The following is a 21,463-nucleotide window of genomic DNA, read 5'->3' as shown; positions in this document are numbered from 1 at the left end:
TATGGAACTTAAAGGTAAAAATGTTTTTATAACTGGTTCAACACGTGGAATTGGTCTTGCAATGGCACATAAGTTTGCGAGTCTAGGTGCCAACATTGTTTTAAACGGTCGCCGTGAGATTGATGAGGAGCTCGTCTCTGAATTTTCAGATTATGGTGTACAAGTGGTTTCTATCTCTGGTGATGTGTCAGACAGCACGGATGCCAAGCGGATGGTAGAAGAAACTATCGAAAAACTTGGAAGCGTGGATATTCTGGTTAATAATGCAGGGATTACAAAAGATAAACTCATGCTAAAATTGACAGAGGAAGATTTTGAGCAGGTCTTGAAAGTAAATCTTGTTGGTGCTTTTAATATGACTCAAGCGGTTTTGAAGCCAATGTCGAAAGCTCGTCAAGGTGCTGTTATCAATGTATCAAGTGTGGTTGGTTTGATTGGCAATGTCGGTCAAGCAAACTATGCGGCTTCTAAGGCTGGACTGATCGGATTTACTAAGTCTGTAGCGCGTGAAGTAGCAGCCCGCAATGTACGAGTGAATGCTATTGCACCAGGTATGATTGAGTCAGATATGACCGATGTTTTGTCTGATAAAGTGAAAGAAGCTACGTTAGCACAAATTCCGATGAAACGTTTTGGAAATACCAGCGAAGTAGCAGAAGTGGCAGTCTTTCTAGCTCGTCAAGAGTATTTAACTGGGCAAGTCATTGCTATTGATGGCGGGTTAACCATGAGGTAGAAGATGACTAAAACTTATGAGTTTTAAGCATGTGATATATTTTCTTAATAAAGGAGTTCGAAATGAAACTAAATCGAGTTGTTGTAACAGGATATGGAGTAACTTCACCTATTGGAAACACACCCGAAGAGTTTTGGGATAGTCTAAAAGAAGGGAAGATTGGTATCGGTCCAATTACGAATTTTGATCCTAGTGTGATTGGTGTACATAATGCAGCAGAAATTAAAGATTTCCCGCTAGAAAAACATTTTGTTAAAAAAGACAAAAATCGTATGGATATGTATTCTATTTATGCCATTCATGCAGCTTTAGAAGCGTTAGAAAATGCTCATCTAGATACCGAGACAGTTGATCATGATCGATTTGGTGTCATTGTATCTAGTGGGATTGGTGGCTTAAAAGAATTGCAAGATCAAATTATCCGAATGCATGAAAGAGGAGCCAATCGTATCCAACCGCTCTTCATTCCTAAAGCACTTTCAAATATGGGAGCCGGAAATATCGCTATTCGTGTGGGAGCTAATGGGGTGTGTAAATCTATTACAACTGCTTGTGCGTCTTCTAATGATGCTATTGGAGAGGCATACCGTGAAATTAAATTTGGTTTTCAAGATGTTATTTTAGCAGGTGGTTCTGAATGCTCTATCAACGAAATTGGCATCGGCGGTTTTGCAGCTCTTACAGCTCTTTCCACAAATGAAGATCCAAAACGTTCGTCTATTCCATTTGATAAAGATCGAAATGGATTTGTAATGGGAGAAGGGGCAGGTGTTTTAGTAATTGAAAGTTTAGAACATGCTGAAAAACGTGGGGCAACGATTTTAGCAGAAATTGTGGGGTATGGAAATACTTGTGACGCATATCACATGACAACACCATCACCAGCTGGTACAGGGGCTGCTAAAGCTATGAAACTAGCCATTGAAGAAGCAGGATTACAACCTTCAGACATTGCCTATGTGAATGCTCATGGAACTTCTACACAAGCCAATGAAAAGGGTGAAAGTCAAGCGATTGTTAATGTTCTTGGGAAAGAAGTACCGGTTTCTTCTACGAAATCTTTCACAGGTCACCTTCTTGGTGCAGCCGGTGCAGTAGAGGCTATTGCAACGATTGAAGCAATGCGTCATAACTTTGTACCGATGACTGCAGGAACGCAAGAACTTTCAGATGATATCGAGGCGAATGTCATCTATGGTCAAGGGCAAGAACATGATATTCCATATGCGATTTCAAATACCTTTGGCTTTGGCGGGCACAATGCTGTACTTGCATTCAAGCGCTGGGAGGCTTAAATGAATATCAATGAAATCAAAGATTTGATGGCTCAATTTGACCAATCAAGTCTGCGTGAATTTTCTTATAAAAATCAAAGTGATGAATTAACTTTCAGTAAAAATGAAAGAACAGTTGAATCAATTGCTCCTTCTGCAGAGGATTCAACAGTGAACACCAATCTTGTTTCACAAGTAGAAGTTACCCAGCCAACTGTTCCTCCAATTGTGGAGGAAACGATTAGTCCAGAAACACCTACAGCTGAAGGCGATGTAGTAGAAAGTCCCTTGGTTGGAGTTGCTTATCTTGCTTCTGGACCTGATAAACCTTCCTTTGTTTCCGTTGGCGACCAAGTCAAGAAAGGGCAAACCTTGATGATTATTGAGGCCATGAAAGTGATGAATGAAGTTCCGTCACCTAAGGACGGTATTGTGACGGAAATCCTTGTCCAAAATGAAGAAATGGTCGAATTTGGGAAAGGTTTGGTGCGGATTAAATGATTGATATCAATGCGATAAAAGAAGCTCTTCCACATCGTTACCCTATGCTGTTGGTTGATCGTGTGTTGGAAGTGAAAGAAGATGAGATTGTAGCGCTTAAAAATGTTACAATCAATGAGCCTTTTTTCAACGGACATTTCCCTGAATATCCTGTTATGCCGGGAGTTCTCATTATGGAGGCTTTGGCTCAAACAGCCGGTGTTTTGGAATTGTCCAAGGAGGAAAATAAGGGGAAATTGGTCTTTTATGCCGGAATGGACAAGGTGAAATTTAAAAAACAAGTTGTTCCTGGTGATCAGCTCATCATGACAGCGAAGTTTGTGAAGCGTCGTGGCACCATTGCGGTTGTGGAAGCGAAAGCAGAAGTTGACGGGAAGTTGGCAGCAAGTGGTACTTTAACTTTTGCCCTCGGACAATAAAAAAGGAGATTTCACCATGTTTCGTAAGATTTTAATTGCCAACCGTGGGGAAATTGCGGTCAGAATTATTCGTGCAGCTAGAGAGTTAGGGATTGCGACAGTAGCAGTCTATTCTACTGCTGACAAAGAAGCTCTCCATACTTTACTGGCAGATGAAGCAGTTTGCATTGGTCCAGCAAAGTCAACGGAATCCTATCTCAATATGAATGCGGTTCTTTCTGCTGCAGTTTTGACTGGGGCAGAGGCGATTCATCCAGGCTTTGGTTTTTTGAGTGAGAATTCTAAGTTTGCGACGATGTGCGAGGAAGTTGGTATTAAATTTATCGGTCCTTCGGGAGCGGTAATGGATTTAATGGGTGATAAAATCAATGCGCGTGCTCAGATGATTAAGGCTAATGTGCCTGTAATCCCAGGTTCTGATGGCGAAGTTCATACTTCAGACGAAGCACTTGCGGTTGCAGAAAAAATTGGTTATCCAGTCATGCTGAAAGCTTCTGCTGGCGGTGGTGGCAAAGGTATTCGGAAGGTTGAAAAAGCAGAGGATTTAGTAGCTGCTTTTGAGTCAGCTTCTAGTGAAGCCAAAGCGGCTTTCGGAAATGGCGCCATGTACATGGAGCGGGTCATTTATCCAGCTCGGCATATTGAAGTCCAAATTTTGGCTGACCAACATGGTCATGTTGTCCACTTAGGCGAGCGCGATTGTTCACTTCAAAGAAATAATCAAAAAGTGCTGGAAGAAAGTCCGTCGGTTGCGATTGGCAAGACCCTTCGTCGTAAAATTGGGGAAGCTGCTGTACGAGCTGCCCAATCTGTCGGATATGAAAACGCTGGAACGATTGAATTCTTATTTGATGAAGGCAAAAGAGAATTTTATTTCATGGAAATGAATACTCGTGTACAAGTGGAGCATCCGATAACGGAATTTGTAACGGGGGTGGACATTGTTAAGGAGCAAATCAAAATTGCTGTGGGGCAAGAGCTGCCTTTTAACCAAGAAGATATTCATATAACAGGTCATGCGATTGAGTGTCGAATCAATGCGGAAAATCCTGCCTTCAACTTTGCACCAAGTCCGGGAAAGATTTCCAATCTCTATCTACCGAGTGGTGGAGTGGGGTTGCGTGTGGATTCTGCAGTTTATCCTGGCTACACGATTCCGCCGTATTATGACAGCATGATTGCCAAGATTATTGTTCATGGTGAAAATCGCTTTGATGCATTAATGAAAATGCAGCGTGCGCTCTATGAGTTAGAAATCGACGGCGTTGTGACAAATAGCGGTTTTCAGTTAGATTTGATTTCAGACCCACATGTCATTACTGGCGATTATGATACAGCTTTTCTTATGGAGAAATTTTTACCAGCTTATCAAAAGAAAAAGTAGAGGAGTAAAGGATATAAGTCATGGCTTTGTTTTCCAAAAAGGATAAGTATATTCGGATCAATCCAAACCGTTCCAGTCGTGAGAAACCTCAAGTGAAACCAGAGTTTCCGGATGAATTGTTTTCAAAATGTCCAGGATGTAAGCATATCATTTACCAAAAAGATTTGGGAAGTGAACGGATTTGCCCGCAATGTGGCTATACGTTTCGTATTTCAGCTTTTGAACGCCTCAACTTAACGGTAGATGCCAATAGTTTTGAGGAATTATTTACAGGAATTGAAACATCAGACCCCTTGAAGTTTCCTAAATATCGTGAAAAATTAAGGACTGTCCGTGAAAAAACAGGTTTGGATGAAGCGGTATTGACAGGAATTGCGACAATCGGTGGTCAAAAAACTGCACTGGGGATCATGGATTCCAACTTTATCATGGCTTCTATGGGAACGGTCGTTGGAGAAAAAATTACTCGTCTTTTTGAATATGCTACAGAACATCAGTTACCAGTCACTTTGTTTACAGCTTCTGGTGGCGCTCGCATGCAAGAAGGAATTATGAGTTTGATGCAAATGGCTAAAGTATCCGCAGCGGTGAAACGTCATTCTAATGCTGGCTTGTTTTATTTGACGATCTTAACAGACCCGACCACGGGTGGGGTGACGGCTTCATTTGCCATGGAAGGAGACATCATTTTGGCTGAAACGCAAGCGCTTGTTGGCTTTGCAGGTCGCCGAGTAATTGAAACAACCGTTCGTGAAAAATTGCCAGATGACTTCCAAAAGGCAGAATTTTTGCTTGAACATGGTTTTGTTGATGCCATTGTCAAACGCTTGGAATTGCGCTCCACCATTGCAATGTTATTGGCTTTCCATGGAGGTGAACAATGACAAAGATTACCCGAATTATTAAAGAAGCACGAGATCAGGCACGATTGACAGCTTTGGATTTTGCGCAAGGAATTTGCGAGAATTTTATTGAATTACATGGCGATCGTTCTTTTCGAGATGACGGAGCGGTTATCGGTGGAATCGGAACTTTAGATGGTCAGCCCATCACCGTTGTTGGGATTCAAAAAGGACGCAATCTACAGGATAATTTGCAACGGAATTTTGGACAACCTCATCCAGAAGGTTATCGAAAAGCACTTCGCTTGATGAAGCAGGCAGAGAAATTTGGTCGTCCTATCGTTACGCTTATCAATACAGCCGGTGCTTATCCGGGAGTTGGGGCTGAAGAGCGCGGTCAAGGAGAAGCTATTGCGCGTAATTTGCTCGAGATGAGCGATTTAAAGGTGCCGATTATCGCTATTATTATCGGTGAAGGCGGATCTGGAGGAGCGCTAGCTTTAGCTGTTGCAGACAAGGTCTGGATGCTAGAAAATTCAATTTACGCGGTGCTTAGTCCCGAAGGTTTTGCTTCTATCTTGTGGAAAGACGGCAGTCGTGCTATGGAAGCTGCAGAACTCATGAAAATCACTTCTCATGAGCTTCTTGATATGGGAGTAGTGGACAAGGTGATTCCAGAAGCAAGGCTTAGCAATCAGGATTTATTGTATGCTGTGAAGCAAGAAATAGTTGCTGAATTAGCAAATTTGTCTCAGCTACCACTTGAACAACTTTTAGAAGCACGTTACCAACGATTTCGAAAATACTAATAAAAATCAGAAGTGGATTGGCTTGTACCGTTCACTTCTATTTTTTTATTTTTAAAATACGCTTTTCTGTAATATTTTCTGTTATAATAGAGAATGGACAAAAGGAGAAGAGATGTTTATTATTGATTTTATCTTGCATATTGATGCACACATTTATAATATTGCTCATGCTGTAGGTGGCTGGACGTATTTGATTTTGTTTTTGGTAATTTTTATTGAGACAGCTGCGGTAGTATTTCCATTCCTGCCGGGAGACAGCTTACTTTTTGCTGCAGGCGCTCTATCAGCTAATCCAGCAATGCATTTTAATGTTCTACTTTTTATGCTTCTATTTTTTGTGGGAGCTTTTGTCGGTGATACCTGTAATTTCTTCATTGGCAGAACCTTGGGTTATCGTTTTGTACATTATAAATTTTTCAGTAAATTGATAAAAGAAGAAAATATCAAAGAAGCAGAAGTGTATTTTGAAAAACATGGTTCTACTTCTATTATTTTAGGACGCTATATTCCCATTATTCGTACCTTTGTCCCATTTGTAGCAGGCATTAGCCAATTCCCAGTTCAATCTTTTCTGAAACGAGCTTTTATCGCAGCTTTGTCTTGGTCTTTGATTGCGACAGGGGCAGGCTATCTTTTTGGGAATATCCCCTTTGTGAAAACTCATTTTTCAGCGATTATTTTGGGAATTGTCATTGTCACCTTACTCCCAACTGTGATAAGTGTGGTTCGAAGTGCAATGATTAAAAAGCGAAACAATCAAATGAAGAGATAAGAAAACTCTGAGATGATTTGAAAATCTCAGAGTTTTTATGTTATTTTGGAGCAATCATTTTCACACCGCCCATGTATGGACGAAGTACTTCTGGAATAGTGACGGAGCCGTCTTCATTTTGGTAATTTTCAAGAATGGCTGCAACGGTACGACCAACTGCAAGACCGGATCCATTCAAAGTGTGTAGGAGTTTGACCTTGCCATCTGCTTCGTCACGGTAACGGATTTGGGCACGACGAGCTTGGAAATCTTCGGTATTGGAACAGCTAGAAATTTCACGGTAGGTATTCTGTGCTGGAATCCAGACTTCCAAGTCGTAGGTCTTCGCTGCAGAGAAGCCCATATCCCCTGTAGAAAGTGCAACAACGCGGTAAGGAAGATTTAATTTCTGAAGGATATTTTCGGCGTTAGCGGTCATTTTTTCTAATTCTTCATAAGAATGCTCTGGTTTGGCAAATTTGACCATTTCCACTTTGTGGAATTGATGCAAACGAATCAAACCACGGGTGTCACGACCGGCAGAACCAGCTTCAGAACGGAAAGACGGACTCATGGCTGTGAAGTAGATTGGCAAGCCTTTTCCGTCTAAAATTTCCCCACGGTAGTAGTTTGTCAAAGGAACTTCAGCAGTTGGAATGAGAACGTAATTTGTATCGCTCAATTCAAACGTATCTTCTTTGAATTTTGGATATTGACCAGTCCCAAACATAGAATCGTGATTAACCATGTAAGGAGGAATGACTTCCGTGTAGCCCTCTTTTTGATGCTCGTCTAACATGAAATTATAAATAGCGCGTTCTAGACGAGCTCCAAGTCCTTTGTAAAAGAGGAAACGAGCGCCGGTTACTTTTGCCCCGCGTTCCCAGTCGAGAATATCAAGATTTTCACCAAGATCCCAGTGAGCTTTTACATCAAAGTCAAACACACGTGGCGTCCCCCAACGGCGAACTTCTACATTATCGTCTTCGTCAGCACCTACCGGCACACTATCGTGAGGAATATTTGGCAAAGTCGTTGTAAACTCGGTTAATGTAGCGTCAATTTCTGCTAACTCTGCGTCTAATGCTTTAACTTCAGCAGATAATGTTTGCATGGCAGCAATTTTATCATCAGCATTGTCTTTATTACGTTTCGCTTGGGCAATTTCTGCTGAAACCGTGTTACGCTCTGCTTTTAAATTTTCAACCTTGACCAAGAGTTCACGGCGTTTGCTATCAAACTCTTTCATTTTATCAAGTGTTGCAGCGTCAACGCCACGAGTAGCTAATTTTTTTGCGATGATATCAAAATCTGTGCGAATGCGTTTAATATCTAACATCAGAACCTCCTGAAATAAAAATACACCTATGAAAGTGTTGGAGTGGCAGAGCCACGGTCCCATCCAACTTCACATAAGTGCACTTGATTGTTTATGAAATTAATATCACGGTAGAATTTCAAGCTAGCTCCCTATCTGCTCACAGCTGCCGCAGACTTTCTGAAAGAGATACTAGATTTACTTATCCGTTTCCTATGATTATACAAGAATTCTTATTTTTTTGCAAATAGATTTTTAAAAAATTGACCAATTGTTTGAATCAGTGTCGGTAATTTAATAACCTTTTCATTGCCGATATGATTTCGAGCATGTTTCAAAATAGTTCCAGCATCTTTTGAAGCGAAAAGGAATTTTCCTTTATTGGTAAAGACTTCAAAATGACGACTAATTCGTTTGCCAGACACATTGGCACCGATTTGATGGATAGTATCCCAAGGGATTTGAATATAGTCTTCGACATTGGCATCTGCATAAAATTCGAGCGCTTTATCTCCAACTAAGAATTTTCCAACTTTCCCTCCAATTCCCAGATAAGAAGTTCCTGTTGTTTGAAAATCAATTTTTGTATTTTGTGACTGTGCCATGTTCAATCCTCGTTTATCTATTATCCTCCCTATTATAGCACATTTATTGTCAATAAAAAAGAAGGCCGAAACCTTCTTTTTGTTATTTACATGATTCCGAAGAAGCGTGCCACAATACCAACGATGAAGAGACCGATGATAATTGTGATTGGAGAAACTTTCTTCTTAAGCAACCACATACATAGGAATGTAAGAAGAAGCCCCATCAAGCCAGGAATTAAAGCATCTAACTGTCCTTGAAGTGTTTGAGCTTGTATTTTATCAAGTCCAAGACCACTATTTACTTGACCAAGGATATCATGTAATTGTTGACCAGTAACATTTCCTTTAGGGAATTCAATGTAAGCACCTTTAGACAAAGTCTTAGAAGGAAGTCCTACCGTAAAGGCAATATTTACCCAACGTTCAACAAGAACGGCGATGATGAACATACCAAGGATTGAAGCTCCTTTGGTGATGTCTTGAAGGATACCACCTGACATGTCTTTTGTAATTTCAGAACCAGCTTTGTAGCCAAGTTCTTGAGTGTACCATAAGAAGGCCATACGGATAAGATTCCAAAGTACGAAGAAGAGGATTGGTCCCATCACGTTACCTGCCATAGCAAGTGAGGCACCAAGAGCACCGAGGATAGGACGAACGGTAAACCAGAAGACTGGGTCACCGATACCAGCAAGAGGTCCCATCATACCGATTTTAACCCCTTGGATAGCAGTGTTGTCAATTTCAGCCCCGTTAGCCTTTTCTTCTTCAAGGGCGAGTGTCACACCAATGATAGGAGCAGCTACGTATGGGTGAGTATTAAAGAATTCCAAGTGACGTTCAAGAGCCGCAGCACGGTCTTCTTTAGAAGTGTAAAGTTTTTTGATAGCTGGGATAAGTGCGTACGCCCAACCTAAGTTTTGCATCCGTTCATAGTTCCAAGAACCTTGCAAGAAAGTTGAACGCCACCAAACTTTTTGACGATCTGATTTTGATAATTGAATTTTTTCTGTCATGGTATTAGTAGCTCCTTTCTTAGTAGTCTTCTAAAATATCACCAATTGGGTCATTTGATGTAGCAGAACCGCCGCCACCATTTCCGCCTTTTTTAGAAAGGTTGATGTAAATCAAGGCAATTGCGACACCAATAGTACCCATAGCAATAAGAGTAAGGTTTGATAAAGCTGCAAGTGCAAAACCGATAGCAAAGAATGGCCATACTTCGCGAGTTGCCATCATGTTGATAACCATCGCGTAACCAACGGCAACGACCATACCACCACCGACAGCCATACCACCTGACAACCAAGCAGGCATAGCATTCAAGACACCTTGAACGACTGATGTTGGAACTGCAAGAAGAAGAGCAGCAGGAATAGCAATACGAAGACCTTGAAGAAGAAGTGCAACTAAGTGAGTACGTTCTACAGCACCGATGTTACCTTCTTTAGCAGCAGCATCAGCACCGTGAACAAGACCTACTGAAATTGTACGAACAATCATTGTAAGGAAGAGACCTGCAACTGCAAGAGGGATAGCAGTTGTATAAGCGAAACTGATACCTTTATCAGTGAAGTCGCCACCTTGTACCATGATGATTGCAGATGCTACAGAAGCAAGTGCAGCATCAGGAGCAACGGCAGCACCAATGTTTGCCCAACCAAGAGCAATCATTTGAAGTGTACCACCAAGGATGACACCTGCTTCCAAGTGTCCTGTTACTAGACCGATAAGGGTACAAGCAACAAGTGGTTGGTGGAATTGAAATTGGTCCAAGATTCCTTCGAGTCCAGCAAGAAAGGCAACGAAGACCACTAAAATCATAGAAATAATTGACATATTCTAAATCCTTTCCATTATTGAACGTTGGCTTTTTTAATTAAGTCAAACAAATCTTTTTTGGAGTCATTTGGCACTTTACGTACGTCAAATTCTACTCCGAGGTCACGCAATTTTTCAAAGGTTGCAACATCATCTTTGTCCATTGACAAAACGTTATTGACCATTGTTTTACCAGTTGAGTGAGCCATTGAGCCAACATTGAGTGTTTTGATATCGACACCACCTTCAACAGCACGAAGTGCATCTTGAGGAGTTTCAAAAAGAATCAGTGCATGTGTGTTACCAAAACGAGGGTCTTTTGCTACCGCGATCAATTTGTCAATTGGGACAACATTTGCTTTGACATTACCAGGAGCAGCTTGTTTGATCAACTCTTTACGAAGTTTATCAGCTGATACGGAGTCAGAAGCAACGATGATACGGTCTGCTTTAGAATCTGGTGTCCAAGCAGTTGCAACTTGACCGTGGAGAAGACGTGTATCAATACGAGCAAGATTGATTTTCAACTTGCCATCGCCGATAACGGTTCCTTCTGGAATAGCAGCTTGAGCAGTTGGTGCAGCTGGTGCACTTGTTACCTCAGCTACAGGATTTAGTTCTTCAGGAAGAGCTTTCACTCCATCCTTCGCTTCTTTGATGATGTTTGCGACAACAGCGTCAACGCCAGCATTGGCATCCATCATTCGTTCAGTATAAGCTTGAATCAACATTGGCAGATTCAAACCTGTAATGATCGCGAACTTACGGTCAGGATTTTCACCCATTACGCGGCTAGCTTGGTTAAATGGAGAACCACTCCACAGGTCAGCCAAAACTAGAACTTCATCGTTCGCGTCAAAAGCAGCCACAGCGTCATTGAACTTAGCATACAAATCATCAGGACCTTCATTTGGCATAAAAGTTACAACTTGAACTTTGTCTTGCTCACCAAAAATCATAGAACCTGATTGATGAATACCAGCAGCAAATTCACCATGGCTTGCAATAATGATTCCGATACTCATTATTGTCTTTCCTCCTTATAAAATGTTTGACTTAAGTTTAAGAAAAATTTAAGACTACTTAAGTATAAAACGTTTTCATGAAAAATGCAATAGTTTGAGCTAAAAAAATCAAAATCTTTCATATTTTTGACAGATTGTAAACGGACAAAACTAGCCATTTAAACAATATATTAACCTTGAAAAGCACTTGGAAAAATAATGAAAATTTTGAAAAAATAATTCTATCTACACGAATTATTAAATAAGAAAGAGGAAAATCAATAAAAAATCTAGGAACATTTTAAATTTAAAAAAACAAAATTTATAATATTCAATTTATAGCATAAATAAACTGATAGAAAATAATTGAAAATCAATAGCTGATGAGACTGCCCCCATGATTGCTAGTGCACAATCAGTTGCAGAAAAATGAAATCTGGGAAGATGACGTGTAAATATTAAAAAGTCGGACAGAAAACCTATCCAACTCTAAGTCTTATTATAAAAATAGTTTCAATAATTGATGAGCGACTCCGTCTTGATCATTGGTCAGTGGCAGTTGTTCATCTGCGTAAGGAAGAAGTGTTGGGCTAGCGTTTTTCATGGCATAGCCAGTACCGGCAAAAGCTAACATCTCTGTATCATTGTGCTCGTCACCAAAAGCAATCAAATCTTTCCGATCCACGTTCAGAACCTCTAATAAATATTTCAAAGCAAAAGCTTTATTGACGCCTTTTGGAGTGCATTCGAGGATATTGAGCGGGCCGCCCCAAGTATTGATAGATAATTGTTGTTGATAAAATTGATTCAATTCATCTGCCAAAGCATATTTATCATTGGTATGCGTTTGCAAAAGGATACAGTTGGGATTTTTGGTAACCAATTCTGGATTAAATTGATTTTCAGGTTGAAAAGATTCTACACCAAATAATTTCGGGTCGGCAATCGTTTCATTGGGGGCTGTGATATAAAATTTCTTTCGATATTCCCCAGCAATGAAGTCTGCTTCAATCTCTTCCTTCCTTTTGACAATGTCTAATAGATATTCTTTATCTAAGGTGATACATCTTTCCTGTTGCCACTTTTTCTCCGGGATATGGGTCAAAGAGCCATTAAAGTTGATCATTGGAGTGTGTAGTTCCAATTCTTTATAAAATTCCCGTGCCATTCGATAAGGGCGTCCGGTTGTGATGACAACATGATGTCCTTTTTTAGAAATTTTTTTAATGGTTTCTTTTGTAAATTCAGATAGTTTGCTGTCAGAATTGAGTAAGGTTCCGTCTAAATCTACTGCAATTACTTTTTTTGTCATAGTCTACTCTTTCATTTGTGCTGTTTTCTATTATAGCAGATTTTAAGATGAAAGTGCAGAATTTGTGATATAATGTTTTCTTATATAACGAAGGAGGAAATCGAGTATGCGTAAAACAATTATCATTCATATTTTCTTTGCGATTATTTCTGCTATCATTTATGCTGAAGGAATTTTGACAAAAGGTCCAGATTTGATTTGGAATATGTTTCTAGCTTTGGTTGCCTATGATGCGGCTTTTATAGCCATTCAATTTAAGAAAAAATGGTTTTTCTTACCTGTAGCGATTCTTTGGCTGGTGTTTTATCCCAATACGTTCTATATGATTACGGACTTGGTACACATGCACTGGGTGAGTGACACCTTGTGGAACCGAGAAAGTCTGCATCTTTTTATGGCCTTTGTTCCAAGTATTTTCTTCGGGGTTCTATGCGGAATAGAGAGCTGGAATTTGATTTCTGGCTATTTGAAGCTCAGATGGTGGCTGGAATATTTGGTTATTGGAGCCGTCTCATTTTTATCGAGTCTCGCAATTTATATTGGTCGCTATGATCGGCTCAATTCTTGGGATCTAGTCAGTCATCCTACATTAGTCTTTGAGCGATTGACAGCTGCTTTGCAGAGGGAGCGCCTGCTATTCATTTTAGGGTTTACCTTTATTCAAATCATGTCCTTGGTCTTTTTGAGTAAAAATCAGTCTAAATAAAGATTTTCTGTATAAAACATTGAATTAATTTGTTTGTTTTTAAAACTTCTGTTGAAATCATGAATATTTTGTGGTATTATATCTATTATCGTTCGTAAATTTTAAGGAGATTTTTAAAAATGGACAAGTTTTTTAAACTAAAAGAGAACGGTACAACTGTTCGTACAGAAGTTCTTGCTGGTTTAACCACTTTCTTTGCAATGAGTTATATCCTCTTTGTCAACCCTGAAATGCTCAGTCAAACAGGCATGCCAGCACAAGGTGTTTTCTTAGCGACTATCATTGGGACTGTTGCAGGGACGCTGATGATGGCTTTATATGCCAACATTCCTTACGCTCAGGCGCCTGGTATGGGACTGAATGCTTTCTTTACTTATACCGTTGTCTTTGCACTTGGTTATACATGGCAAGAAGCGCTTGCCATGGTTTTCCTCTGCGGGATTATCAGTATTATTGTCACGCTGACTAGGGTTCGTACAATTATTATTCATGCAATTCCAGAGAGTTTGAAATACGCTATTTCTGGTGGAATTGGGATTTTTCTAGCTTATATTGGAGTTAAAAAAGCTGGACTTTTAAAATTCTCAATTGATCCGGGAACTTATAGCGTTACAGGAAAAGGTGCTGATAAGGCACAAGCAGCTATTACAGCCAATGGAATGGCAACACCGGGCTTGGTAGATTTTAACAACCCAGCTGTTCTTGTAGCTTTGTTTGGAATTTTCATCACCATTTTCTTTGTCTTGAAACGCATTCGCGGAGGGATTGTTCTCTCCATTGCAGCAACAACAATCGTAGCTATCTTGGTAGGGGTCGTAGACCTTTCAAAGATTAATTTTGCTTCCAATAATATCGGTGCTGCTGTTCAGGATTTAGGAAAGATTTTTGGTGCAGCTTTAGGTAAAGATGGTTTGTTAGCTTTATTTGCAAAACCTTCTCGCATTCCAGAAGTGCTTCTTGCTATTTTGGCCTTTTCATTAACAGATATTTTTGATAACATCGGAACGTTGATCAGTACAGGGCGCAAAGCGGGCATCTTTAACATTGCAGATGAAGAAGCTGCTAAAGATTCGTCTGGGCTTCAGACTAAAATGGACAAGGCGCTGTTTTCAGACATGGTTGGGACAACGATTGGTGCGATTGCAGGAACTTCAAATGTCACGACTTATGTAGAAAGTGCAGCTGGGATTGAAGCCGGTGGTCGTACAGGTTTAACAGCACTTGTCGTTGCGGCTTTGTTTGCTATTTCAAGTTTCTTTAGTCCACTTCTTGCTATTGTCCCAACAGTAGCAGTAGCTCCTATTCTTATCATTGTCGGAATTATGATGCTTTCCAGTATGAAAGACATCGAATGGGACGATTTATCAGAGGCAGTACCAGCCTTCTTTACATCCGTTTTCATGGGCTTTACTTACAGTATTACTCATGGTATTGCTGCAGGATTCATCATGTATGCATTTGTGAAAATCATCAAAGGTGAAGCTAAGGAAGTTCACCCAATTATCTGGGTATTGGATGCTTTGTTTATCTTAAACTTTATCAGTCTAGCTTTAGCTTAATGATTGAAAAATTGCTAGTTCTTTGGAGCTAGCTTTTCTTTTGTTAAATTTCAGCAGAAACAGAAAAATTTTGATATAATAATAAAATGTTTAGCCATAATGAAGATGAGTTGATGGCGTGGGGCGAGAAATTAGGCGCTTTACTCCGAAAACAAGATGTTTTGATTTTAACGGGTGACTTGGGTGCTGGGAAAACAACGTTCACCAAAGGGTTAGCACGTGGACTGGGTATCAAACAAATGATCAAAAGTCCGACCTATACTATTGTACGAGAATATGACGGACGCCTACCGCTTTATCATTTGGATGTTTATCGCATTGGAGAAGATCCAGATTCTATTGATTTAGACGATTTTCTCTTTGGAGATGGAGTGACGGTTATTGAATGGGGCGAATTGTTGGGAGATAGTTTGCCAAGTGACTATCTCAAATTGACAATTTTAAGAAAAAGTGATGGTCGAGAATTGGTCTTTGATGCAAAAGGACATCGAGCTGAGAAACTGCTTGAGGAATTTGTCAATGACTGAGTTAGAGCTAGTTATAAGAGAAGCAGAACCTCAAGACGCCAAATCTTTAATTGATTTTCTTAATCAAGTTGGAAAAGAATCAGATTACATGACATTAGATGCTGCAGGGATTTTGATGACAGAAGAGCAGATGAGCTCTTTCATTCAACATCAAGCTGCGTCAGATAACCAGATTTATCTAATTGCACTATTAGATAATGAAATTGCTGGTCTTGTAAGCATTACAGCTGATTTTCATGAGCGAATCCGTCATATCGGGCAGGTCTTTATCGTGGTTAAAAGAGCATTTTGGAATCAAGGCTTAGGGAAATTTCTTCTAGAAGAAGCGATAGACTGGGCAGAAAATTCTGGAGTGATTCGACGATTAGAATTAACTGTACAAGTCAGAAATAAGCGTGCTGTTCATTTGTATCAGGCGTTTGGGTTTGAGATTGAGGGCATTCAAAAAAGAGGAGCCTATCTTGCAGAAGGGAAATTTCTTGATGTTTACCTAATGGTAAAACTGATAGATTAGAATAATATGTTAAAAAAAATTATCTTAATGTTTTTAAGCTTGTGTCTTGTAACGGTTGCAGGACTAGGCGTTTATGGATTTACGATTTATAACCAATCAACGGATGTATTGTCTAAGACTTACAAGAGCTTTGGAAAAGATACAGATGTTATTGCAGCTACCAAACCGCTTACCTTGCTCTTAATGGGGGTGGATACGGGTAGTGGTTCACGCTCAGATCGGTGGGCTGGAAATAGTGACTCCATGATTCTCATGACGGTCAATCCTAAGACGAAAAAGACTACGATGATGAGTTTGGAGCGGGATATTCTCACCAATATAAAAAATGGCGACGAAACCATGCAAGCAAAGCTCAATGCGGCTTATGCAAATGGTGGAGCTGAGTTAGCTATTTCCACAGTGCAAAAGATGATGAATATTCACATTGACCGCTATGTGCTTATCAATATGAAAGGTCTGGTACAATTGGTTGATGCTGTTGGCGGTATCACGGTCAATAACACACTTGGTTTCCCTATTTCGATTGAAGAAAATGAACCAGAATACAAAGCAGTTGTTGAACCAGGTAAGCAACACATCAACGGAGATCAGGCGTTGGTTTATTCTCGCATGCGTTATCAAGATCCAGAAGGGGATTATGGTCGTCAAAAGCGTCAACGAGAAGTCATTCAAAAAGTAGTCCAAAAAGTGCTGAGTTTAAATAGTGTCAGCCATTATCAGGCTATTTTAAAAGCTGTTAGCAACAATATGCAGACCAATGTAGAGTTGTCTTCTGGCAGTATTCCGCAATTATTAGGTTACCAAGATGCTTTCAAAAAGATTGAAAGCAAGCAATTAAAAGGTGAAGATGCCACCTTAGCAGATGGGGGTTCTTACCAAATCGTCACTTCGGAGCATATGTTGGAAATGCAAAATGTTCTGAGAAAATCGCTTGGCTTAGACGAAGTGACTGAATTGGAAACCAATGCAGTTTTATATGAAGAATTGTATGGCAGTGCTGCTCCTAGTTCCAGTCAGTCAGGAAATGGCACAACAACTGGTGCTGCTGATTCTTCTGCGTATTCAAGCAATCCTTATGGAACAGATCAAAATGGACAGTATTACGGTCAATACGGACAATGACATGATAAAAAAGAATTTAGCGTGTGTCTAAATTCTTTTTTATTTCTTAGTTGATGCGAGTGTTCCAGATGTCTTGAATTTGTTGAAGTCGAGCAGTAGCGTCTTGCTCAAAAAGTTTGAATTGGTAAGTTAAATCCTGTGAAATTGTTTGGAGATTGTCTTTTTGCTCTTGAACGACTTGGAGATTTCGTTGAATATTTTGTAGATTGTCTTGAATTCTGTCCATTAGCTCATAACTTTCAACAGCCTCGTTCATGAGTTTTTCTCTATTTTTAACAAGGCAAAAGCTGGCTGCAGCTGCACCGGTGAATAACAATAGATTACTAAGTTTCATGGTTTCTCCTTATGCTTTTGAAATTTTTTCGGCTAATTCTGCAAGAGCAGGGAAGTTTGGTTCGTGCGCCACGAAAGTCAGTTTTAAATCATCATTTTCTGTATAGCGTGGTGCTAAATGGACATGTGTATGGAAGACAGATTGACCGGCAATTTCTTCGTTGTTATTGATGATATTCATTCCCTTTGCACCAGTCGCCTTCATCACTTTACGAGCAATATCTGGAATGCGTGCAAAGAGTTGACTGGCAGCTTCACCGTCCATTTCAAGCATGTTGCGGAAATGTTTTTTAGGGACAACCAAGGTATGTCCGGGCGTTACTTGTGAGATGTCTAAAAATGCTAGAATTTCATCGTCTTCATATACTTTAGAAGCTGGAATTTCTCCTGCAATAATCTTACAAAAAATGCAATCTGCCATCAAATTTACCTCTACTTTGCTAGATTTTGTTATAATATAAGAACATTATACCAGAATTTGGAGAAAATATGTTAGAAATAAAAGGGCTTACAGGGGGCTATGTGAATATCCCTGTTTTAAAAGACATCAGTTTCACAGTAGGAAATGGGGAACTGGTGGGGTTGATTGGTTTGAATGGTGCGGGTAAATCCACTACAATCAATGAAATTATCGGACTTTTAACTCCTTATAAAGGTGAAATTTTAATTGACGGTGCTAAACTGCAAGATAGTCCTACGGCCTATCGTGAGAAAATTGGTTTTATTCCGGAAACACCTAGTTTGTACGAAGAATTGACTTTAAGAGAACATATTGAAACGGTTGCTATGGCCTATGATGTGGAGCAAAAGGTGGCTTTTGCACGCGTGGAGAAATTATTGACCATGTTTCGCTTGAAAGAAAAATTAGATTGGTTTCCGGTGCATTTTTCTAAGGGGATGAAGCAAAAAGTCATGATTATCTGTGCATTTGTGGTTGACCCCAGCCTTTTTATCGTTGATGAACCATTTTTGGGACTTGATCCAGTTGCTATTGCTGACTTGATAGAGCTTTTGGAGGATGAAAAGGCAAAAGGCAAGTCCATTCTCATGAGTACGCATGTGCTGGATTCAGCAGAAAAGATGTGTGATTCATTCGTGATATTGCATAAGGGAGAAATCCGAGCTAAAGGCAATTTAGCAGAATTACGAGCAGAATTTGCCATGCCAGAAGCTAGTCTCAATGACATTTATCTAGCTTTGACAGAAGAGGCGAGCCTATGAGAGAACTGTTTCAAAAGCGCAAACAAGTATTTCGCAATCAATGTTTGAAGTATTCGCGCTATGTTTTTAACGACCATTTTGTCCTCTTTTTATTAGTTTTTACTGGCTTTTTAGCTGTTCAATACAGTCAGTTGTTGCGAAATTTACCTTCAAATCACCTGCCAATCATTCTCACTTTAGCAATTTTTGTGGTTCTATTATTGCCTTTGGGGCGAATCGCGACTTATATGGAAAAACCAGATAGTTTATTTTTGTTAGTCAAAGAAGAGGAATTAAAAAGCTACCTACAAGAACAAACGCATTTATCTTATCGATTATGGGCCTTGCTTCAAACCGTTGCGTTGTTACTATTAGCACCGCTTCTTCTTGCTTTAGGCATGCCGCTTTGGGGCTGGTTTATTCTTGTTTTTCTTATGTTGCTAGCAAAATGGTTTATCTTTTTGCAAAAAAGCCAGAAATTTTACCAAGGTGCAGGGGTGAATTGGGGCTATCTCATTGCTTACGAAGAAAGACGAAAACAGACGATTCTGCGTTTCTTTGCTCTCTTTACCAATGTTAAGGGAATTTCCAATAGCGTAAAACGCCGAGCATATCTTGATGGTTTGACGAATATTCTACCGAAAAGACAGTCGACTACTTGGCAAAATATGTATTTGCGTTCTTATTTGCGCAATGGTGATTTTCTTGCCTTGACTATACGGTTGCTGTTTCTGTCTCTTTTGGGAATTGGTTTTATCAGTCAATCGTGGATTGCTGCCATATTTGTGGCATTGTTAAATTATCTCCTGCTATTTCAGTTGACAGCCTTGTACCATGCCTTTGATTACCAATATTTGACGTTCTTATTCCCTTTAGAAATCAACTCAAAGTTAAAAGGAGTGAAACAAGTGATTGCTCTTATTGGCTACAGCGTGCTTTTTGTGGAAACAATGATGGCTTTGCTGTTTTTCCAAGATAGAGTAGCTTTGCTTTTTATGATAGGAATCACATTGCTACTCTATGTCATTTATTTACCATTCAAATTAAGAAGTTTGGTTGACTAAAGGAAGTAAAATTAGTAAAATAGATAGGAAACTTTTTACGGAGGGGAACAATGGACTTGGTTGATAATGAGCTAACTCTGACACCAATTGCAGGTAAAAGTGGGAAAGCCTACATGGGCACCTATCCAGATGGGGCGCGCGTTTTCGTCAAGATGAACACGACCCCAATCTTAGTAGGTTTGGCTAGAGAACAAATCGCACCGCAATTATTGTGGAGTCGTCGCATGGCAGACGGCAATGTCATGAGTGCACAGGAATGGCTATCAGGAAAAATTTTGACGCCGACTGAAATGGACAAAAAACAAATTGTAAATATTTTGACACGGCTGCATCGTTCACGTCCTTTGATGACACAGTTGCGTCGGTTGGGTTATTCCTTGGAGACGCCAGCAGATTTATTGGAATCTTGGTTAGAACACGCACCATTGGCAATTGGAAATAATCATTACTTACGGTCGGTTTTAAATGATATGCGTAGTCATTTACCACAATTTCGCGAGGATCATGCAACGATTGTGCATGGCGATGTGCGTCATAGTAACTGGATTGAGACAGATAGTGGATTGGTGTATTTAGTAGATTGGGATTCTGTTCGATTGACAGATCGTATGTTTGATGTGGCTCATATATTAAGCCATTATATTCCAGAGGTGCGTTGGAAAGAATGGTTGACCTACTATGGCTATCGCTATAATGAAACGGTATTGAAGAAATTATACTGGTATGGTCAGTATGCTTACCTATGTCAGATTGCGAAGTATTATGAAAATGCAGACTTGGAAAATGTGAATCGGGAGATTTATGCCTTGCGCAACTTCCGCTCAAAATACGGAAGAAAGGTGTCATGAGAGTTAGAAATCGCAAAGGCGCAACGGAATTACTAGAAGCAAACCCGCAATATGTGATTTTAAATCCTGCTGAAGCAAAGGGCAAGTGGCATGAGATTTTTGGGAATAAGCACCCTATTCATATTGAAGTGGGAAGTGGGAAAGGTGCGTTTGTTTCAGAAATGGCAAAAGCTCATCCAGAAATTAACTATATCGGAATTGATATTCAAAAATCTGTTTTAAGTTACGCCTTGGATAAGGTTTTAGTAGCTGATGTTCCCAATATCAAGCTCCTTTGGGTAGATGGTTCTGATTTGACCAACTACTTTGAAAATGGAGAGATTGATCGTTTGTATCTGAATTTTTCTGATCCTTGGCCTAAGAAACGCCATGAAAAACGGCGCTTGACCTACAAATCTTTTCTCGATACCTTTAAGCAAATTTTACCAGAACATGGAGAGATTCATTTCAAAACAGATAATCGTGGCCTCTTTGAATATAGCTTGGTGAGCTTTTCTCAATACGGCATGAAACTAAATGGCGTTTGGTTGGATTTGCACGCGAGCGACTTTGAGAATAATGTGATGACGGAATATGAGCAAAAATTTGCCAACAAAGGTCAAGTCATCTATCGGGTTGAGGCAGAGTTTTAAGGTGAAATAGATAATTGAAAGAGGCTGGGCAAAAAGTGTCCCAGCTTCTATCAGATTTAGTAATAAACGAATAACGCAGTAGGTGATTGGGCTCTTTATTCGCTGTTTAAGCTCGGAAGAGCACCTTTGACGAAAACTTCGTTTTCTTCATCTGCAACCTTAAACAGCTTGATAACTGTTTAAGCACCCTTGCGGGGGTG

At 39.9% G+C, this 21,463-nt stretch carries 25 protein-coding genes; 17 read left to right on the top strand and 8 right to left on the bottom strand.

The annotated features are described in order from the left end of the window. Window position 1 precedes the first annotated feature (1 nt). From fabG to HMPREF3249_RS01560, 8 genes are all read left to right on the top strand, one after another. Complete coding sequence (gene fabG, locus HMPREF3249_RS01595) at window positions 2-736, top strand: 3-oxoacyl-[acyl-carrier-protein] reductase (protein ID WP_049533203.1); 735 nt, start codon at window positions 2-4, stop codon at window positions 734-736. 62 nt (window positions 737-798) lie between these two features. Beyond that, on the top strand, window positions 799-2,031 hold the full coding sequence (gene fabF / locus HMPREF3249_RS01590) for a beta-ketoacyl-ACP synthase II (RefSeq protein ID WP_059221191.1): 1,233 nt from the start codon (window positions 799-801) through the stop codon (window positions 2,029-2,031). Next, entirely contained in the window at window positions 2,032-2,511 is a 480-nt protein-coding gene (accB, locus tag HMPREF3249_RS01585; protein WP_003043528.1) for an acetyl-CoA carboxylase biotin carboxyl carrier protein, read from the top strand. It begins immediately after the preceding gene. Further along, on the top strand, window positions 2,508-2,930 hold the full coding sequence (gene fabZ, locus HMPREF3249_RS01580) for a 3-hydroxyacyl-ACP dehydratase FabZ (RefSeq protein ID WP_003043557.1): 423 nt from the start codon (window positions 2,508-2,510) through the stop codon (window positions 2,928-2,930). Before accB ends, fabZ begins: the two co-directional genes overlap by 4 nt. Before the next feature lie 16 nt (window positions 2,931-2,946). Beyond that, window positions 2,947-4,314, top strand: coding sequence for an acetyl-CoA carboxylase biotin carboxylase subunit (locus HMPREF3249_RS01575; protein WP_049533201.1), 1,368 nt, complete (start codon window positions 2,947-2,949; stop codon window positions 4,312-4,314). A gap of 20 nt (window positions 4,315-4,334) precedes the next feature. Further along, window positions 4,335-5,198, top strand: coding sequence for an acetyl-CoA carboxylase, carboxyltransferase subunit beta (gene accD / locus HMPREF3249_RS01570; RefSeq protein WP_049514550.1), 864 nt, complete (start codon window positions 4,335-4,337; stop codon window positions 5,196-5,198). Then, window positions 5,195-5,965 (top strand): acetyl-CoA carboxylase carboxyl transferase subunit alpha, encoded by a 771-nt coding sequence (locus HMPREF3249_RS01565; RefSeq protein ID WP_059221189.1) that lies wholly within the window; start codon window positions 5,195-5,197, stop codon window positions 5,963-5,965. Before accD ends, HMPREF3249_RS01565 begins: the two co-directional genes overlap by 4 nt. A 112-nt stretch (window positions 5,966-6,077) precedes the next feature. Beyond that, on the top strand, window positions 6,078-6,737 hold the full coding sequence (locus tag HMPREF3249_RS01560; protein ID WP_003025995.1) for a VTT domain-containing protein: 660 nt from the start codon (window positions 6,078-6,080) through the stop codon (window positions 6,735-6,737). 40 nt (window positions 6,738-6,777) lie between these two features. Here HMPREF3249_RS01560 and serS read toward each other — a convergent pair whose 3' ends face one another. From serS to HMPREF3249_RS01530, 6 genes are all read right to left on the bottom strand, one after another. Next, window positions 6,778-8,055 (bottom strand): serine--tRNA ligase, encoded by a 1,278-nt coding sequence (gene serS, locus HMPREF3249_RS01555; protein ID WP_059221187.1) that lies wholly within the window; start codon window positions 8,053-8,055, stop codon window positions 6,778-6,780. 212 nt (window positions 8,056-8,267) lie between these two features. Next, window positions 8,268-8,639, bottom strand: a complete 372-nt coding sequence (locus tag HMPREF3249_RS01550) for a DUF956 family protein (protein WP_004224344.1) — start codon at window positions 8,637-8,639, stop codon at window positions 8,268-8,270. Between the two features lie 86 nt (window positions 8,640-8,725). Continuing rightward, window positions 8,726-9,637 (bottom strand): PTS system mannose/fructose/sorbose family transporter subunit IID, encoded by a 912-nt coding sequence (locus HMPREF3249_RS01545; RefSeq protein WP_003033774.1) that lies wholly within the window; start codon window positions 9,635-9,637, stop codon window positions 8,726-8,728. A gap of 19 nt (window positions 9,638-9,656) precedes the next feature. Then, window positions 9,657-10,460 carry a PTS mannose/fructose/sorbose transporter subunit IIC gene (locus tag HMPREF3249_RS01540; RefSeq protein WP_003033793.1) on the bottom strand — a complete coding sequence of 268 codons (804 nt, stop codon included), beginning with the start codon at window positions 10,458-10,460 and terminating at the stop codon, window positions 9,657-9,659. A 17-nt stretch (window positions 10,461-10,477) separates the two neighbouring features. Next, complete coding sequence (locus HMPREF3249_RS01535) at window positions 10,478-11,467, bottom strand: PTS sugar transporter subunit IIB (protein ID WP_059221184.1); 990 nt, start codon at window positions 11,465-11,467, stop codon at window positions 10,478-10,480. Window positions 11,468-11,945: 478 nt separating this feature from the next. Next, entirely contained in the window at window positions 11,946-12,758 is an 813-nt protein-coding gene (locus tag HMPREF3249_RS01530) for a Cof-type HAD-IIB family hydrolase (RefSeq protein WP_059221182.1), read from the bottom strand. Between the two features lie 106 nt (window positions 12,759-12,864). Here HMPREF3249_RS01530 and HMPREF3249_RS01525 point away from each other — a divergent pair, with 106 nt between their 5' ends. From HMPREF3249_RS01525 to HMPREF3249_RS01505, 5 genes are all read left to right on the top strand, one after another. Next, a complete protein-coding gene (locus HMPREF3249_RS01525; RefSeq protein WP_059221180.1) occupies window positions 12,865-13,464 on the top strand; it encodes a DUF1361 domain-containing protein in 600 nt (199 codons plus the stop codon). Window positions 13,465-13,583: 119 nt separating this feature from the next. Beyond that, entirely contained in the window at window positions 13,584-15,023 is a 1,440-nt protein-coding gene (locus HMPREF3249_RS01520; protein ID WP_059221178.1) for an NCS2 family permease, read from the top strand. Window positions 15,024-15,109: 86 nt separating this feature from the next. Beyond that, entirely contained in the window at window positions 15,110-15,550 is a 441-nt protein-coding gene (gene tsaE / locus HMPREF3249_RS01515; RefSeq protein ID WP_059221176.1) for a tRNA (adenosine(37)-N6)-threonylcarbamoyltransferase complex ATPase subunit type 1 TsaE, read from the top strand. Beyond that, on the top strand, window positions 15,543-16,064 hold the full coding sequence (locus HMPREF3249_RS01510) for a GNAT family N-acetyltransferase (protein WP_059221174.1): 522 nt from the start codon (window positions 15,543-15,545) through the stop codon (window positions 16,062-16,064). Before tsaE ends, HMPREF3249_RS01510 begins: the two co-directional genes overlap by 8 nt. A 6-nt stretch (window positions 16,065-16,070) precedes the next feature. Next, entirely contained in the window at window positions 16,071-17,186 is a 1,116-nt protein-coding gene (locus HMPREF3249_RS01505; RefSeq protein ID WP_070496543.1) for a glycopolymer--peptidoglycan transferase LytR, read from the top strand. Window positions 17,187-17,232: 46 nt separating this feature from the next. Here the strand turns inward: HMPREF3249_RS01505 and HMPREF3249_RS01500 are convergent, their stop codons facing one another. Together HMPREF3249_RS01500 and HMPREF3249_RS01495 are read right to left on the bottom strand one after the other, a co-directional pair. Continuing rightward, window positions 17,233-17,520 carry a hypothetical protein gene (locus HMPREF3249_RS01500; protein ID WP_059221170.1) on the bottom strand — a complete coding sequence of 96 codons (288 nt, stop codon included), beginning with the start codon at window positions 17,518-17,520 and terminating at the stop codon, window positions 17,233-17,235. 9 nt (window positions 17,521-17,529) lie between these two features. Further along, the gene (locus HMPREF3249_RS01495; RefSeq protein WP_003025977.1) at window positions 17,530-17,940 is read right to left on the bottom strand and encodes an HIT family protein; all 411 of its coding nucleotides are present in this window, start codon (window positions 17,938-17,940) and stop codon (window positions 17,530-17,532) included. 68 nt (window positions 17,941-18,008) lie between these two features. Between HMPREF3249_RS01495 and HMPREF3249_RS01490 the strand changes: the two genes are divergently transcribed. The 4 genes from HMPREF3249_RS01490 to trmB are packed head-to-tail and all read left to right on the top strand — an operon-like array spanning window position 18,009 to window position 21,263. Continuing rightward, the gene (locus tag HMPREF3249_RS01490; protein WP_049508679.1) at window positions 18,009-18,740 is read left to right on the top strand and encodes an ABC transporter ATP-binding protein; all 732 of its coding nucleotides are present in this window, start codon (window positions 18,009-18,011) and stop codon (window positions 18,738-18,740) included. Continuing rightward, window positions 18,737-19,783 (top strand): ABC transporter permease, encoded by a 1,047-nt coding sequence (locus tag HMPREF3249_RS01485; protein ID WP_059221168.1) that lies wholly within the window; start codon window positions 18,737-18,739, stop codon window positions 19,781-19,783. Before HMPREF3249_RS01490 ends, HMPREF3249_RS01485 begins: the two co-directional genes overlap by 4 nt. A 50-nt stretch (window positions 19,784-19,833) precedes the next feature. After that, window positions 19,834-20,631, top strand: a complete 798-nt coding sequence (gene ccrZ / locus HMPREF3249_RS01480; RefSeq protein WP_003043230.1) for a cell cycle regulator CcrZ — start codon at window positions 19,834-19,836, stop codon at window positions 20,629-20,631. After that, window positions 20,628-21,263 (top strand): tRNA (guanosine(46)-N7)-methyltransferase TrmB, encoded by a 636-nt coding sequence (gene trmB, locus HMPREF3249_RS01475; RefSeq protein ID WP_059221167.1) that lies wholly within the window; start codon window positions 20,628-20,630, stop codon window positions 21,261-21,263. The genes ccrZ and trmB overlap by 4 nt, the downstream gene beginning before the upstream one ends. Window positions 21,264-21,463 lie beyond the last annotated feature (200 nt).

Origin of the sequence: Streptococcus sp. HMSC36C04 (assembly GCF_001839535.1) — a bacterium.
Classification (GTDB): Bacteria; Bacillota; Bacilli; order Lactobacillales; family Streptococcaceae; genus Streptococcus; species Streptococcus hominis.
The sequence above is the reverse complement of the archived record's forward strand: the minus strand, read 5'-3'. Positions and strand labels throughout refer to the sequence as shown.